Source organism: Nocardia exalbida NBRC 100660, assembly GCF_000308575.1.
Lineage (GTDB): Bacteria > Actinomycetota > Actinomycetes > Mycobacteriales > Mycobacteriaceae > Nocardia > Nocardia exalbida.
The window spans coordinates 83,090-98,026 of record NZ_BAFZ01000165.1 but is presented as its reverse complement, the minus strand read 5'-3'; the positions used below and the strand labels follow the sequence as shown (position 1 = coordinate 98,026).

General features: G+C 69.5%; 16 protein-coding genes. 14 read left to right on the top strand and 2 right to left on the bottom strand.

All coding sequences use genetic code 11. From position 1 onward, the window contains the following. Positions 1-99 precede the first annotated feature (99 nt). The 13 genes from ON29_RS33110 (at position 100) to ON29_RS33050 (ending at position 12,927) form a co-directional block, all read left to right on the top strand. Positions 100-1,722 (top strand): carbamoyltransferase family protein, encoded by a 1,623-nt coding sequence (locus tag ON29_RS33110; protein ID WP_040872209.1) that lies wholly within the window; start codon positions 100-102, stop codon positions 1,720-1,722. Then, positions 1,719-3,218, top strand: coding sequence for an HAD-IIIA family hydrolase (locus ON29_RS33105; RefSeq protein WP_040872207.1), 1,500 nt, complete (start codon positions 1,719-1,721; stop codon positions 3,216-3,218). Before ON29_RS33110 ends, ON29_RS33105 begins: the two co-directional genes overlap by 4 nt. Continuing rightward, entirely contained in the window at positions 3,215-4,258 is a 1,044-nt protein-coding gene (locus ON29_RS33100) for a glycosyltransferase family 9 protein (RefSeq protein WP_040872204.1), read from the top strand. The genes ON29_RS33105 and ON29_RS33100 overlap by 4 nt, the downstream gene beginning before the upstream one ends. Then, positions 4,255-4,818 (top strand): D-sedoheptulose-7-phosphate isomerase, encoded by a 564-nt coding sequence (locus tag ON29_RS33095; protein ID WP_040872202.1) that lies wholly within the window; start codon positions 4,255-4,257, stop codon positions 4,816-4,818. The genes ON29_RS33100 and ON29_RS33095 overlap by 4 nt, the downstream gene beginning before the upstream one ends. Beyond that, a complete protein-coding gene (gene rfaE2 / locus ON29_RS33090) occupies positions 4,815-6,197 on the top strand; it encodes a D-glycero-beta-D-manno-heptose 1-phosphate adenylyltransferase (RefSeq protein ID WP_040872200.1) in 1,383 nt (460 codons plus the stop codon). The genes ON29_RS33095 and rfaE2 overlap by 4 nt, the downstream gene beginning before the upstream one ends. 18 nt (positions 6,198-6,215) lie before the next feature. Continuing rightward, a complete protein-coding gene (locus ON29_RS33085) occupies positions 6,216-6,905 on the top strand; it encodes an SDR family oxidoreductase (RefSeq protein ID WP_040872199.1) in 690 nt (229 codons plus the stop codon). Beyond that, on the top strand, positions 6,896-7,846 hold the full coding sequence (locus tag ON29_RS33080; RefSeq protein WP_040872197.1) for a glycosyltransferase family 9 protein: 951 nt from the start codon (positions 6,896-6,898) through the stop codon (positions 7,844-7,846). The genes ON29_RS33085 and ON29_RS33080 overlap by 10 nt, the downstream gene beginning before the upstream one ends. Further along, entirely contained in the window at positions 7,839-9,155 is a 1,317-nt protein-coding gene (locus ON29_RS33075) for a UDP-glucose dehydrogenase family protein (protein WP_040872195.1), read from the top strand. Before ON29_RS33080 ends, ON29_RS33075 begins: the two co-directional genes overlap by 8 nt. Positions 9,156-9,634: 479 nt before the next feature. Then, positions 9,635-9,916, top strand: coding sequence for a hypothetical protein (locus ON29_RS33070; protein WP_040872193.1), 282 nt, complete (start codon positions 9,635-9,637; stop codon positions 9,914-9,916). 24 nt (positions 9,917-9,940) lie between these two features. Beyond that, positions 9,941-10,507 carry an LLM class flavin-dependent oxidoreductase gene (locus ON29_RS33065; RefSeq protein WP_051175886.1) on the top strand — a complete coding sequence of 189 codons (567 nt, stop codon included), beginning with the start codon at positions 9,941-9,943 and terminating at the stop codon, positions 10,505-10,507. Between the two features lie 570 nt (positions 10,508-11,077). Further along, entirely contained in the window at positions 11,078-12,079 is a 1,002-nt protein-coding gene (locus ON29_RS33060; RefSeq protein ID WP_083864239.1) for an alpha/beta hydrolase, read from the top strand. A gap of 65 nt (positions 12,080-12,144) precedes the next feature. Next, positions 12,145-12,573 carry an ANTAR domain-containing protein gene (locus tag ON29_RS33055; RefSeq protein WP_051175885.1) on the top strand — a complete coding sequence of 143 codons (429 nt, stop codon included), beginning with the start codon at positions 12,145-12,147 and terminating at the stop codon, positions 12,571-12,573. Between the two features lie 75 nt (positions 12,574-12,648). Continuing rightward, the gene (locus tag ON29_RS33050) at positions 12,649-12,927 is read left to right on the top strand and encodes an ANTAR domain-containing protein (RefSeq protein WP_245549319.1); all 279 of its coding nucleotides are present in this window, start codon (positions 12,649-12,651) and stop codon (positions 12,925-12,927) included. Positions 12,928-13,151: 224 nt separating this feature from the next. Here the strand turns inward: ON29_RS33050 and ON29_RS33045 are convergent, their stop codons facing one another. Together ON29_RS33045 and ON29_RS33040 are read right to left on the bottom strand one after the other, a co-directional pair. Beyond that, positions 13,152-13,514: a hypothetical protein gene (locus ON29_RS33045; RefSeq protein ID WP_217999375.1), complete on the bottom strand. Its 363-nt coding sequence runs from the start codon at positions 13,512-13,514 to the stop codon at positions 13,152-13,154. Beyond that, positions 13,504-14,073: an RNA polymerase sigma factor gene (locus ON29_RS33040; RefSeq protein WP_040872190.1), complete on the bottom strand. Its 570-nt coding sequence runs from the start codon at positions 14,071-14,073 to the stop codon at positions 13,504-13,506. The genes ON29_RS33045 and ON29_RS33040 overlap by 11 nt, the downstream gene beginning before the upstream one ends. A gap of 282 nt (positions 14,074-14,355) precedes the next feature. Between ON29_RS33040 and ON29_RS33030 the strand changes: the two genes are divergently transcribed. Continuing rightward, positions 14,356-14,841 (top strand): HAD domain-containing protein, encoded by a 486-nt coding sequence (locus ON29_RS33030; protein ID WP_217999374.1) that lies wholly within the window; start codon positions 14,356-14,358, stop codon positions 14,839-14,841. Positions 14,842-14,937 lie beyond the last annotated feature (96 nt).

Sequence of the window (14,937 nt, the reverse complement as noted above, 5' to 3'; positions counted from 1 at the left end):
CGTGCATGAATCGGTTTAGTGGTGACTTCAGCGGGTAGCGCCACCCATATGTCAGCGGGCAGACCGACAGGTCCCGCGTCTCCAACAGAAAGGCGGCCCGTGCGCATTCTCGGAATCAACGCGGTGTTCCACGACCCTGCTGCCGCCCTGATCGTCGACGGAGAAATCGTCGCGGCGGCCGAGGAGGAGCGGTTCACCCGGCGCAAACACGGCAAGCGGCCGGTGCCGTTCTCGGCGTGGGAGGTGCCCGAGCAAGCGGCCACGTGGTGCCTGGAGCGCGCGGGATTACGTCCCGAGCAGCTCGACGCGGTGGGCTATTCCTATGACCCGAATCTGGTCGATCATTCGCTCGGCGGTCTCGATCAGAACAGCGAACCGACCCGGACGGACTACGCGTTCCGTGCGCCCGCATTCCTCGCCGCCGCCTTACCCGGCCTGGATCCCTCGATCGTGCGCTTCGTGCGACATCATCTGGCCCATGCCGCGTCCGCGGCTCTCGCGGCCCCTTTCGGCGACTCAGCGGTCCTGGTGGCCGACGGGCGCGGCGAAAGCCATTCCTATCTCGCCGGAGAATACCGGGACGGCAAATTCGTCGAATTGGCGTCACAGCGGTTGCCGCACTCACTCGGGCTGATGTACGAGGACCTCACCGAGCACCTCGGATTCACCCGGTCGAGCGACGAATACAAGGTGATGGCTCTCGCCTCCTACGGCACGCCCCGCTTCCTCGACCGATTCCGCGAACTGCTGTATTCCGTCCGGGACGGCGGTTTCCACACCGAACAGGTGGACTGGGAGGAATTCGCTCCCGCCGTGACCGGCGGTGCGCTCGGCCGGGACCATGCCGACCTCGCCGCGAGTGTCCAGCGGCGATTAGAGGACGTGTTGCTGGAACTGAGCTCCTGGCTGCATCGCCAGACCGGACAGCAGAACCTCACGCTGGCCGGTGGCGTCGCGCTGAACTGCGTGGCCAACAGCCGGCTGCACGCCGAAGGCCCCTACCAACGGATCTGGGTGCAGCCGGCAGCCGGTGACGCGGGCACCGCGCTGGGCGCCGCACTGCAATTGGCGGCCGAATTCGGTGAGCGTGCCACCCCGATGCGGGGGGCCGCTCTCGGCCGCGAGTGGACCGACCAGCAACTGGAGACCGTTCTCCGTACCGCAAAGGTCAAATACACCAGATCCGAGGACATCGCGGCCGAAGTGGCGCAAGCGCTCGCGGACGACCAGGTGGTGGCCTGGTTCCAGGGCCGGGCTGAATTCGGCCCGCGCGCCCTCGGGCACCGCTCGCTGCTGGCGCATCCCGGCCGGTCGGCGAATCTCGAACGCCTCAACGAGGTGAAGGGGCGCGAACAGTTCCGGCCGCTCGCACCGATGGTGCTCACCGATCGAGCGTCCGAGATCTTCGGACGCGGACCGTTGCCCAGCCCCTACATGCTTTTCGTCCACGACGTGGATCCGGCTTGGCGGGAGCGGATCCCGGCCGTGACGCATGTGGACGGCACCGCCCGGGTGCAAACCGTCGATCCCGCGGACAACCCGGTCCTGGCGCGGATGCTGTCGGAGTTCGACAAGCGCACGGGGTTGCCCGTGGTGATCAACACGAGCTTGAACACCGCGGGCAGGCCGATGGTCGACTCGCCCCGCGACGCCCTCGAGTGCTTCGGATCCGCCCCGATCGATCTGCTCGCCCTCGGCTCGTTCGTGGTCCGTCGCTCATGAACGCGCACACCGTGGACTACAGCATCGTGATCCCGACTACCGGCCGGGAAAGCCTTCGGCTGCTGCTCGAGTCGCTCGCCGCAGCGTCGGGTCCGAAGCCACGGGAAATCATCGTGGTGGACGATCGGCCACGGGGCGGGGAGCTGACGCTGCCCGAGACAGCGCCTCCGGCGCGGGTCATCCGGTCGGGTGGCCGCGGACCCGCCGCGGCGCGGAACGCGGGGTGGCGGCACGCGGCGGGCACGTGGATCGCCTTCCTCGACGACGACGTGATCACCGCGCCGGACTGGCCCGCCCGCCTGGCCGACGACCTGCGCGATCTGGACCAGCACACCGCGGCGTCCACGGCCCGCATCGAGGTTCCGCTGCCGAAGCACCGGCGACCGACCGACGCGGAACGCGCGACGGCACGGCTGGCCACGGCGCGGTGGATCACCGCGGACATGGCCTACCGCAGGTCCGCGCTGGTCACGGTCGGCGGCTTCGACGAGCGGTTCCCGAGGGCCTTTCGCGAGGACGCCGACCTCGCGCTTCGGGTTTTCCTCGCGGGGTTCGCCATCGCGTCCGGAAACCGGCTCACGCGCCACCCGGTCCGCGAATCGGGACCCATGGCGAGTGTGCGAGCGCAACGTGGAAACGCCGACAACGCCTTGCTGCGGCGCAAGTACGGCGCTCGGTGGCGCCGGCGCATCGGCGAAGACCAGGGACTGCTGCCCCGCCACGCGCTCACCACGGCCGCGGGCGCGGCGGCCATGGCGCTCGGCGTCGCGGGCCGGCACCGGTCCGCCATCCTGCTCGCTGCGGCGTGGACGGCGCTGACCGGCGCGTTCGCCGCGCGCCGGATCGCGCCGGGGCCCCGCACACCGGCGGAGATCGGCCGGATGACGGTGACCAGCGCGCTCATACCACCGGCCGCGTGCTGGCACCGACTGCGCGGTGAGCTGCGCCACCGGAACGCGACCCACACCTCGCCCTTGGCGTTGTTGTTCGACCGGGACGACACCCTCATCATCGATATCCCCTACCTCGCCGATCCCGGCCGAGTGCAACCGGTGCCGGGGGCGGTCGACGCACTGCGGAAGCTGCGCGCGGCCGGCGTCCAGCTCGGTGTCGTGAGCAACCAGTCCGGTGTCGCGCGAGGGCTGATCAGTCCCGAACAGCTCGCCGCGGTCAACTCCCGGGTCGAGGAGTTGCTCGGACCGTTCGCGACCTGGCAGGTGTGCGTGCACGGTGAGGGCGACGGCTGCGAATGCCGCAAACCCGAGCCCGGCTTGATTCGGCAGGCCGCCGCGGACCTCGGCGTCGACGTCGGCAGATGCGTGGTCATCGGCGACACCGGCGCGGACGTCACCGCCGCGATGAGCGCGGGCGCACGCGCGATCCTGGTGCCCACCGCGAGAACTCGCCCCGAAGAGGTGCGTCGCGCGCGTCGCGACGCGACCGTGGCGCAAGACCTGGCCGAAGCCGTACGGCTGGCGATGGCGGGCGTGCGATGACAGGCCGGGCGCTGGTAGCACGCATGGACAACTTCGGCGATGTGCTGCTGGCCGGTCCGTGCGTGCGCGCGGTGGCCGCGCACGTCGATTCGGTGACACTGCTGACCGGACCTCGCGGCCGCGCCGCCGGTGACCTCTTGCCCGGTGTGCACCAGGTCTCGAACTGGTGCGCTCCCTGGATCGACCCGGAGCCACCCCCGGTCACCTCGGCGGACACCACCGCCTTCATCGAGCGGATACGCGCTCTCGAGGTCGATCTGGCGTTGATTCTCACCTCTTTCCACCAGTCGCCGCTGCCGCTGGCGCTCCTGCTCAGGATGGCCGGAGTCCCCTGTATCGGCGCCATCTCCGAGGACTACCCCGGTTCGCTGCTGGACCTGCGTCATCGCGTCCACGGCGATCCGCCCGAAGCGGAACGCGCGCTGTCGCTCGCGCAGGCGGCGGGTTTCCGGCTGCCGCCCGGCGACGACGGGAAACTCGCCGTTCGGCAACCGCTGCCGAAGGTCGGTGGTCTCACCGGCGAACCCGGCTACGTGGTGGTCCACCCGGCCGCGTCGGTCCCGGCGCGGCAGCCGTCGTCCTCCCGTTCCGCGGCCATCGTCGCCGCGCTGACCGGCGCCGGACACCGGGTGATCGTGACCGGCGACCGATCCGACCGACCGCTCACCCACACGGTCGCCGGTAGGCACGCCATCGACCTCGGCGGAGCCACCACGCTGCCCGAGCTCGCCGCCGTGCTCCGCGACGCGAGCGTGGTGGTGGCGCCCAATACCGGGCCCGCGCACCTCGCCGCGGCCGTCGGGACGCCCGTGGTCTCGCTCTTCGCACCGGTCGTGCCCGCCGAGCGGTGGGCTCCCTACGGCGTGCCGGTGGTCATGCTCGGTGACCAACGCGCCCCTTGCCGCGGCAGCAGGGCGCGCGAGTGCCCGGTGCCAGGGCACCCGTGCCTCGATTCGATCACCCCGGAGCAGGTCGTCACGGTGGCGGAAGAACTCGGTGCGGGCAGGCGTGAGCGTCTGCGGACAGGAGGTGCGCGGTGATCGAGGAGCATTTCGCGGCTTTGGCCGCGGCACTGGAGCGCACCAGTCGCTTCGCACCGAATATCCGCAGGTGGGGACGGGAACTGGCGACCGTGCTCGACAACGGTGGCAGGTTGCTCGCGTGCGGCAACGGTGGCAGCGCGGCCGAAGCCCAGCACCTGACCGGGGAACTGGTCGGCCGCTTCCGCAACGAGCGGCGCCCGTTCTCGGCGATCGCCCTGCACGCCGACACTTCGGCGGGCACCGCGATCGTGAACGACTACGGCGGAATCGAACTGTTCGCGCGGCAGGTTCGCGCGCACGGCAGGCCCGACGACGTGCTCATCCTGCTGTCCACGAGTGGCACCAGCCCCAACGTGGTGGCCGCGGCGAAGGCGGCACACGACATCGGCGTCACCACGTGGGCCATGACCGGCCCCGCGCCCAATCCGCTCGCGGCACTGTGCGATGACGCCGTGGCCGTGGAGGCGGCCACCACCGCCACCGTGCAGGAAGTGCATCTGGTCTTGGTGCATGCCCTGTGCTCGGCACTCGACGACGCGCTGGGGGTACCGACGTGAAGCCGTTGGTCGTGGTCGGCGACAGTATTCTCGACGTCGACATCGAGGGCGTCGCCGACCGGTTGTCCCCCGAAGCGCCGGTGCCCGTGGTGGACGTCGAACGCCGGTGGGTACGTCCCGGCGGCGCCGGTCTGGCCGCGGCGCTGGCCGCACAGTCGGTCGCGGAGGTCTCCCTCATCACCGCGACCACCGACGACCGGGACGGCCACACCCTCGCGCGGCTGCTGGGCCGGGACGTTCGAGTCGTCACGATGCCGCTGCGGGGCGAGACGGTACGCAAGACCCGCATCCGCGCCGCCGGTCAGTCCCTGCTTCGGCTGGACACCGGTGACGGGACGGCGGATGGCGGCCAGCTCACCGCTTCGGTCGCCACGACCCTGCGGGCGGCCGGCGCGATCCTCGTCGCCGACTACGGCCGAGGTGTCGCCGCGCATCCGCAGATCCGGCACACGCTGACCGAACTGGCCCGGTCGGTACCGGTGGTGTGGGATCCGCACCCCCGCGGCCCCGCCCCGACGCCGGGTGCCTCTCTGGTTACGCCGAATCTGAAGGAGGCGCGCCAGTTCGCACCGGGCTATGTCGAAGCCGACGAATTGGCGAAAGTACTCCGTGACGAGTGGGCCGCGGATTCGGTCGCGGTCACCACCGGTTCGGGCGGGGCGGTGCTGGCCAACGGGAAGCGTCTCACCGTGGTGCCGGTGCCCGCCGAGATACGGATCGCCGGGCACGCCGGTACCGACACTTGCGGCGCAGGCGACCGATTCGCCTCGGCCGCGACGGCCGCACTGTGCCACGGGTCCACGGTGGCCGAGGCGGTATCGCACGCCGTGGACGCGGCGGCCGGGTTCGTCGCGGCGGGCGGCGCTGCCACGTTGTCCATCTGCGACAGCACCGCTGCCGCGGAGTCGGACACCACCGAAACGGGCGGGTCGGCGTTCGAGGTGGCGGCGCGAGTGCGGGCGGCGGGCGGCAGGCTCGTTGCCACCGGCGGCTGTTTCGACCTGCTGCACCCCGGCCATGTGAGCCTGCTGCGCCGGGCTCGCGCCATGGGCGATGCGCTGGTGGTCTGCCTCAACTCCGATGCGTCGGTGCGGCGTCTGAAAGGTCCGCACCGCCCGATCGTCCCCGCGCGCGATCGTGCCCGGCTGCTCATCGCCCTGTCCTCGGTGGACGCCGTCGTCGTGTTCGACGAATCCGCACCGAGCGCACTGCTGGACCGCCTTCGCCCCGATGTGTGGGTCAAGGGCGGCGACTACACCGGCGTCGACCTCCCCGAAGCCGCGGTGGTCCGCGGTTACGGCGGCGAGATCGCGCTGATTCCGACCGTTCGCGGTTACTCGACAACACAACTGGTCGCCGCGACCCAGGCCCGCGGCTGACACGACGTAAGGAGCGCGATGCGAACCCTCGGCAATGTCTTGATCACCGGTGGCGCTTCCGGGCTCGGCGCGGCGGTCACCGCCGCTGTCCGCGAGAACGGGGGCCGCCCCTACGTGATCGACCGGGTGGAGCCGGAGACGCCCGTCGACTTCGTGTGTGCCGATCTCGCCGACACCTTCGCCGCCGAACAAGCCGTGCGCGAACTCGTCGAACGCGCCGGTGGCCGGATCGACGGCGTGTTCACCGCCGCGGGAATCGACGCGTGCGGTCCCCTGGACAAGGTGCCCACGAAGAAGTGGGAGTACGTGGTCCAGGTCAACCTGCTCGGCACAGCCGCCGTCATCCGCGCCGCCCTTCCGTCCCTTCGTGAGAGCCAGGGCACGGTGGTGACCTGCGCTTCCACCCTGGGAATCAAGGCCGTCGGTGACGCGACCGCCTATTGCGCCTCGAAATTCGGTGTCGTCGGCTTCACCCGGGCGCTCGCCGCCGAAACAGCCGGCAGCGTCGGGGTGACCTTGCTGATCCCGGGTGGAATGCACACCGCGTTCTTCGACGACCGCGACGATCAGTACAAGCCGCCGCCCGACGCGAAACTCAACCGGCCCCGGGATGTCGCCGACGCGGTGATCTTCGCGCTGCGGCAGCCGCCGGGCTGCGAGGTCAGGGAGATGGTCGTGTGCGCCTCGGAAGAGGGATCGTGGCCCTGAGCCACCCCATTCTCGTGCTCCGCGCACTCGGGCTCGGTGACCTCCTCACCATCGTGCCCGCCCTGCGCGGGCTGAGAAACGCCTACCCGGACGACCGGGTGGTACTCGCCGCGCCGGAAGCGCTCCGCGATCTGGTCGGTCTCATCGACGCGGTGGACGAACTGCTGCCGACCGCGGGACTGGGTGCGCTCCGATGGCACGGCGCGCCGCCGAAGCTGGCGGTGAATTTGCACGGCAGTGGGCCGGAAAGCATCCGGGACCTCTCGGCGGCACGTCCCGGCACCATGCTGACCCACCACCATCCGGATTTCCCCGATCTGCCCGGCCCCGAGTGGCACGACGACATGCACGAGGTGGATCGCTGGTGCCGGCTGCTGCGATTCGGACGCATCGACGCCGATCCCACCGCCCTGCTGCTGCCCGTGCCACCGGAGCCCGCCCCCGAGTCGAACGTGGTCGTGCTGCATCCCGGCGCGGCCTATCCCGCACGTCGCTGGCCGTCCGAACGCTTCGCCCGAGTGGCGCGGGAACTCGGCGCCGACGGCCACCGCGTGGTGATCACCGGTACGCGCGGCGAGATCCCGTTGGCGAACGCCGTCGCCGAACAAGCCGGACTACCGCCCTCGGCGGTGTACGCGGGACGCACCGGCCTGGCTCAACTCGCCGCGCTGGTGGCCGGCGCGGCACTGGTCGTGTGCGGCGACACCGGCGTAGGGCATCTCGCCACCGCCTTCGGCACCCCGTCGGTGCTGCTGTTCGGCCCCACGCCGCCGCACCGCTGGGGACCGCCCGCCGCCGCGAAACACCATGTGCCGCTGTGGGCCGGGGCCGTGGGCGATCCGCGTTCCGGCCATCCGGATCCCGGGCTGCTCATGCTGCGACCCGAGCATGTGCTCGCCGCCGCGGCCGGGCTGCTCGGCGAGAAGGTGCGCCATGGGTAGTCGCGTCGGTGTGGTGGGTGCCGGTTACGTGGGGCTCACCAGTGCCGCCTGCCTCGCCCACTGGGGACACCATGTGGTCTGTGTCGACAACGACCGGTCCAAAATCGCGGAACTTCGCGCGGGCACCGTCTCGATCGCCGAGCCGGGCTTGCCGGAACTGGTTCGGGAAGGGCTTTCGGAGAACCGGCTCGTCTTCACGCCGAACCCCGGCGAGTTGCACCGATGCGAAGTGGTTCTGCTGTGCCTGCCCACGCCGACGGGCACCAGCGGAACGGCCGACCTGGGGGTGATCGAGGAGGCGCTCGAGACGTTGTCCACCGTCCTGTCGCCGGACTGCGTGCTGGTCACCAAGTCCACCGTCCCGGTGGGGACGGCCGCACGGATCCCCGCCCGGTTCGGTCTCGCGGGCACGCCGGTTGTCAGCAACCCCGAATTCCTCCGGGAGGGCCACGCGGTCGAGGATTTCCTGCGCCCCGACCGCATCCTCGTCGGTGCGGCCGACGAGGACCGGGAGGCGGCCGACCGCGTCGCGGCACTGTACGCCGCGACGGGCGCGCCGGTACTGCGATCGGGCCCGGCCAGCGCGGAACTGGCCAAGTACGCCAGCAACGCCTTTCTCGCGGTCAAGCTCTCGTTCGTGAACACCTTGGCCGAACTGTGCGAACGGGTCGGCGCCGATATCAGGAAGGTCACCGGCGCGATGGGAATGGACGACCGGATCGGTCCGGCCTTTCTCGCGCCGGGCCCCGGTTGGGGCGGATCGTGCCTGCCCAAGGACACGCGCGCGCTCCTGCGGGCCGCGGAGGCATCCGGGGTGGACTTCGCCGTCATCCGTGACGCTCTGCGCGCCAACGACCGTCAGCAGGCGATGGTGCTGCGCAAGATCCGCCGCGCGGTCACCGGCACGGTCGAGGGCTCGCTGTCGGGGACGCGAATCGGCGTGCTCGGCCTCGCGTTCAAAGCCGGGACGGGAGACCTGCGCGACTCCCCCGCCCTCGCGGTCGCACGGCAGCTCACGAGGCACGACGCCACCGTCACCGCCTACGATCCGTGTGTCCCGGCGGGCACCCCCGGCCTCGACGGCGTTCGGGTGGTGGACGACCCGTATCTGGTGGCCAAGGACGCCGGTGCGCTCGTAATCCTCACCGAGTGGCCCGAGTTCCGTTCGCTCGACTGGGCGAAAATCGCGACCGTCGTCGACCGGCCCGTCGTCGTGGACACCCGCAACCTGCTCGACGAGCACCTGCTGAGCGGCACCGGCTTCACCTTGCTCGGCACCGGCGTGTCTCTCCGAGGCGGCCGGATCTGAACGGCGCGTCGGCACGCTGCTCCTGCGACCCGGACGGCCCACGAGTCCGGGCGCTTTCGCGAGCACACCGCCGGGCTCCTTCGCGGCGCCAGATATCGGTTCGGTAACCCCCGTCGCCTCCCTGGGCTTGCCGATCCTGTGCAGGCCGCACCGGCCGGACGAGTCCTGCCCGAGGTCACGGCGACGTTTCGGCGAAAGGTCACGATTCGGTCACGCCGGATCGCTCGTCGCGCCGGAGCAGGACCGGCCTTTCCTGGAACCGGTATTACCGCCACACTGTCGGTAACCGATAGTTAGCCTCATGAACGTCGAAGAGCGGCTGTAGTACCCGCCTCACGCGACGACTCGGCCGCCGGTAACGGAGATCGAGCGTCCTGTTCCATATCGAATCGCTACCTCGGTCGATCGGAGTGTCGGCCCGGAGAACGTTATGGCTATCCCAGCGTCCATGTCCGACCCATTCGAAACGGCCGGTACCGGTGTTCCCCCCCGCCGCCCGATCGAGCCGGAGCGCCACCGCGGACCCGGCGCGGTCCGCACGCGGCTTCGACGAGCAACTCGCGCCGCTGAGAATCCCGGCGCTGGCCTTAGGCGCCCTGATGATCTGCCTGGGCCTCGTGGCGCTGCTGCCGTTACGGGCATGGTTGCACGACTACGGCGCATGGCTGGTGATCGCCGCCTACCTGCAATACCTGGGCGTTGCGGCGACCTTGGAGATCTGGGGGCTGCGCATGACCGCGAAAGGCGGCCACACCAGGTGATATGCGACGAGGCGAGCGCGTCATGTGAGGGCGCGTACCGCAGATACGCCTGACTTCGATCCGCTGGACTGTCTGAGCTTCGTCGCCGCGGCCACACGACGGCTGCTGCTCGGTACCGGTGTCCTGTTGCTGCCTTACCGCCACCCGGTAGTGCTGGCCAAACGCTTGGCCACCATCGACGTCTTGTCCGCCGGACGCATGCGGCTGCTCACCGTCGGACTCGGCGCCCTGCCGGGCGAGGCGCGGGCGATGGGGGTGGACTTCCGCACCCGCGGTCGCCGCGCCGACGAGGCGATCGACGTGCTGCGGCTGCTGTGGCCGGGCGGCCCCGGCGGGTCGAGCCGCGCTGCCGCACGCCGCGCCGGTCGACGGGGCGACGGCTACTTCGCGGGTGGCATGCTCGACGACACCGAGCGTGATCTGCAAATCGACCTGGCACGCAAGGCGGCCGCCGAAGCGGGCCGTGACCCGGCCGCGCTCGAGTACACCCGCTGGGGCTCGGCCGATCTGTCGGTCGAACAGGTCCGGCAACTCGAAGATCGAGGAGTGAACGCGGATCGTGGTCAACCTGGCCCCGGGGGCGGCCGATGAACAGCACGGCCGAATGTCGGAATTCGCCGAACGATTCGATCTCACGAGGGGTTGGACCGTGGCGGAAATGATCGTGGCACGGCTGCGGTGGACGCGGACAGCCGAAGAAGGATGAGCACACAGCGTCTCGTGACCGGATCCGCGGCACCGAGGCGGCGGTGAGTGCCTGGGCGGGGTCCCGGCCGGGCCGGTGGACGAGGCGACTCGACCGAGATCGGCCGGTGACACGCCGCATACCTGATCGGTGCCGCAGGCCGGGCCGCGAAGCGGACATTCCGGCTACCATCTGGCAAATGTACGTTCAGCGATGGTTCCCGGCCGGTGATCCGCATCCCTCGCCCCGGTCCGCGGCGGCCCGGAGCCGGCAGTCCGCCCGCGTCACCCGGACAAGTCGTCAGGACCGGTTTTCCCAGACCTGACAAGTTCGGCGCTCCGGAGCCGCTGCGGCGCGACCTAGGATGATCTTCCCGATCCCGAGCACGGTGGGCCGCGAACGCGCAGGGAACGACATGCTCTCGACGACGAACGAATCGGAATTCTCCGGTCATCGAACCGGAAGAAAGAGGAGGGATGCGGGTGGGCTCGGCAGCGCGATCTGGGAAGCAGCGGGTTGTTCGTGGTCGGCTGAGAAAGACCGGCGCTGTCATGGCGACAGCCGTGCTCATGTCGTCGATCGGGGCGACCGTGGCGACAGCCGCGCCGATCCACGCACCGATTGCGCGCGCACCGGTGGGCGGATTCACGGAGCTATCCGTGCCATCCAGCATGGGGCCGATCAAAGTCCAGGTCCAGTGGGCGGCCCGCGGCGGGAGCGCGGCGCTCTATGTGCTCGACGGCCTGCGTGCACCGGCCGATCACAGTCAGTGGACCACCGATACCGACGCGCTGCGCCAGTTCGCGGACGACAACGTCACAGTGGTGTTCCCGGTCGGTGGCCACTCGAGCTTCTACACCGACTGGTACCGATCCAGTAGCACCAATGGTCAAGCGGCGACGTACAAATGGGAAACCTTCCTCACCAAGGAACTGCCTGCCTATTTGCAGGGATACGGCGTGTCGCGCACCAACAACGCCATCGTCGGCGCCTCCATGGGCGGCAACGCCGCGCTGACGCTGGCCGCCTTCCACCGCAATCAGTTCAAGTTCGCCGGATCCTTCTCCGGATTCCTGCACCCGACATTCCCGCTCTGGAACGAAGCGATGCGCGCCGCCATGTGGGATGAGGGCAACTTCAACGTCGACGACATGTGGGGCCCGGCCGGGGACCCCGCCTGGAGCCGCAATGATGCCACCGAACAGGCGGAATTGCTGCGCGGACTGCCGATCTACGTCTCGAGCGGCAATGGCCTGCCCGGCCCGCTCGATGTGCCGTTCGGATTCGGGAACACCGTCAACGCGATGGGGCTCGAGACGATGACGATCACTTCCGCCCAGATGTTCCGCGATCGGCTCGCGGAACTCGGCATCACCGCCCGCATCGACATCCTCGATGGAACGCACACCTGGCCCTACTGGCAGCAAGCGCTCGCGACGGCGCGTCCGATGATCCTCGATACGCTCGGCGCGCACTGAGGGCGGCGGTCAGCGGGACAGCGGTCCGGAAGCAGCACCGCCGGGTCCTTCGCGTGTGAGAGACGGTGGTCAAGACCGGGTTGCCGTTCTCGAGCAGGCACCGCATCATCGACACCGCCGGGGTGATGCACCATGTGCTCGTGGTCGGCGACCAGCTACACGACTCCGTCGGCGCGTTGGTGGGCACCGCGGGGTTCTACATCGACGTCACCGACCCCGTGGCCGCCGAGCGCCAGGAGACCATCGACGAGCAGTTGCCGGAGATGGTGGCCGCGCGCGAGGTGATCGAACAGGCCAAGGGCGCGTTGAGCGCCATCTACGGCATCAACGCCGAGCAGGCCTTCGCGGTGTTGCGGTGGCGCTCGCAGGAGACCGATACCAAACTTCGCGTGCTGGCCGAAAGACTCGTCGCAGGCTTGGCCGCCTTCGGTGGCGCCGACACCCGCACCCGCACTCGTTTCGATCACCTGCTGCTGACTGTCCGCGAACCCTGAACTGCGACCGCCGCGGGAATCGTCCCGGGCTCGTTTCGATGCCGGAAGACGGGGTAGATGCCGGGAGTGGGAAACATGCCGCCTGACGGGGTCGATGAGGCAGTGGTCGCCGCCGCGCGACAGGTGATCGAGCAGGCGAAGGGTGCGGTGATGCTGGTCTACAGCGTCGACGCCGACCACGCCTTCGCGATCCTGCGAATCGCCTCCCAGGACACCAACGTCAAACTCCGCGACATCGCGGCCGCGGTTGTCGAGGAACTCCCCGAGATCGGCGCACCTCGAGACATGGACGCGCTACGCGAATCCTTGGATCGGGTGCTGTTCAGAGCCACCACCCACCAGCCGCACCACTGACAACCGTCCCCGGCCCGTCGAAGGTCGGTAGCCGCCGAAGACCAGCCCGGCCCGCTCAGCAAGCGGGATGTGACGACTCGCGCCGGCGGGCGCTGCCGCCGGGCAGGGGGAAAGTTGTGCTTGGTCCGGCGGCAGCGCGCGTATCCGACAGTGGGTACCGGTCACCCCCAGTGGTGACCAAAACATCTGTACCCGGCTGTTATTCGTTACAGCGGCGCCCAGCGTTACATGACGCCTTGATCTTCCGAGTGTGACGCTCGTCGCACATCGCCGCCGACCGCTGGCACCACATGATCAGGCGCCCGGGTGCCGTGTCCGGACCGGAGCTGATCGGCACCGGTCAGGCGACACCGACCGTCGGCGCACGAACGTTGCAGCCGGCCGCGCGAGATGGTTTGCATCAGCCCGATCGCCCAGCAGGTCGGGCACCCGCGCAGTGCGAGCAGACCCACCGGTGCCAGCAGCAATGCGAACATCCCGAATACCGGCAGCAACGCGATCGCGCCGATCAGCGCGCCGAATCCCACGACGCCGCGTACCAGATGCCGGGGCACCGAGGCGCTGGCGAAGTTCTGCTCATCGGTCATTCTGTCCGCTCCTTTCCGGAGTCGGGTGCGGTGTATTCCGCAGCTGGTGCTGCACCGTTGCCCGGGCACGGTGCAGCCGTGACTTCATCGCCGCGACACTCAGGCCGAGCATGCCCGCGACCATCCGGCCGCTGTACCCCTGAACGTCTCGCATGATCAGCACCCGCCGCTGGTCGGCGGGCAGCGCGGCGATCACCGCCGCCACCTGGGCGGTTTCGAGTCGCTGCACGGCCGCGTCCTCGGCCGACACCACGAAGGAATCGGGCATCAGGTCGAATTGCCTTGTCACCATGCGCCACTGCCGTACGCACTCGTTGCGGACGATGCGGAACATCCACGACGCCAGCGCACCGGAGGCCCGCAACGTCCCGATCTTGCGATAGAGGATGATCAGCGCTTCTTGTGCGGCGTCCTCCGCGTCTTCGGCGGAAGCGCACAGTGTGTGAGCGAACCGGCGCACATGCGGGTACGAACCGGATACCAGTGCGGCGATCGCCGTGGCGTCACCTTCGCGCGCCGCGGCGATCAAACGCTCGTCCGGCCAGGTGTGGTCAGTCACGCGAGCGGCTCCAACGCCGAAGCACGGTAACGCTGCACCAGCCCACCAGCACGGTCGCCACTGCGATGGCGGCAATGATCATGACAACCTCCTCGATTCGCGCCGACCTGGTGGCCGGCACAAGTATGAGAGGGCCGGACATCACCAAAGGATTCACCGCGAATGTCAGCACAGCCGATGCGGCAGGTTCGAGCAACTGCCGGGAGTTGCTCCCGACCTGGTTGCCGTCACTGCGCTGCGGTGCGCAGAATTGTCGCCGTGGCCGGTGGTTCGACTCGACCGTTGTTGTTCTTGGACGTCGACGGGACATTGCTCCCCTACGGCACCGCCGCTCCATCGGTGAGCGAGGTGGACTGGTCAGCATGGCAGCAGCCATCGAATCCGCTCCTGTCCGGGCTGACCCGAAGCGTCGGCGACCGGCTGCTGGCACTGGACTGTGAACTGAGGTGGGCCACCGGCTGGGGCGAGGACGCCAACCGCGTGCTCGCGCCGATCCTCGGTCTGCCGCAGCTGCCGGTGGTGGCGTTGCCCGACTATCCCGGAGGCGACTATTTCGACGACGAGTTGCACTGGAAGACCAGAGCTGTGGTCACCTCGGCCGCCGGACGCTCGTTCATCTGGATCGATGACGAGATCAGGGAGCAGGATTCGGCCTGGGTCTGCGGCAACCACCACGGCCGCGCCCTGCTGCATCGTGTCGACGGCGTTCTGGGTCTGCTCGATACGGACTTCACAGCGCTCACCGATTGGCTACGGACCTCACCGTAGCTGTCCGGGGTGATCGACCAGCGCAGGCGGGTCATCCCGGCCACCACATGGCACCATCCGCTCCACGGGCTCGGGTTCACCCGCGTGGGTAGGGTC

Coding starts and splice junctions, on each gene's coding strand:
- ON29_RS33100 (WP_040872204.1), top strand. CDS start 3,215: ATGACAGGCCGGGCGCTGGTAGCACGCATGGACAACTTCGGCGATGTG.
- ON29_RS33050 (WP_245549319.1), top strand. CDS start 12,649: ATGCCGCCTGACGGGGTCGATGAGGCAGTGGTCGCCGCCGCGCGACAG.
- ON29_RS33085 (WP_040872199.1), top strand. CDS start 6,216: ATGCGAACCCTCGGCAATGTCTTGATCACCGGTGGCGCTTCCGGGCTC.
- ON29_RS33075 (WP_040872195.1), top strand. CDS start 7,839: ATGGGTAGTCGCGTCGGTGTGGTGGGTGCCGGTTACGTGGGGCTCACC.
- ON29_RS33045 (WP_217999375.1), bottom strand. CDS start 13,514: ATGACCGATGAGCAGAACTTCGCCAGCGCCTCGGTGCCCCGGCATCTG.
- ON29_RS33060 (WP_083864239.1), top strand. CDS start 11,078: ATGCGGGTGGGCTCGGCAGCGCGATCTGGGAAGCAGCGGGTTGTTCGT.
- ON29_RS33105 (WP_040872207.1), top strand. CDS start 1,719: ATGAACGCGCACACCGTGGACTACAGCATCGTGATCCCGACTACCGGC.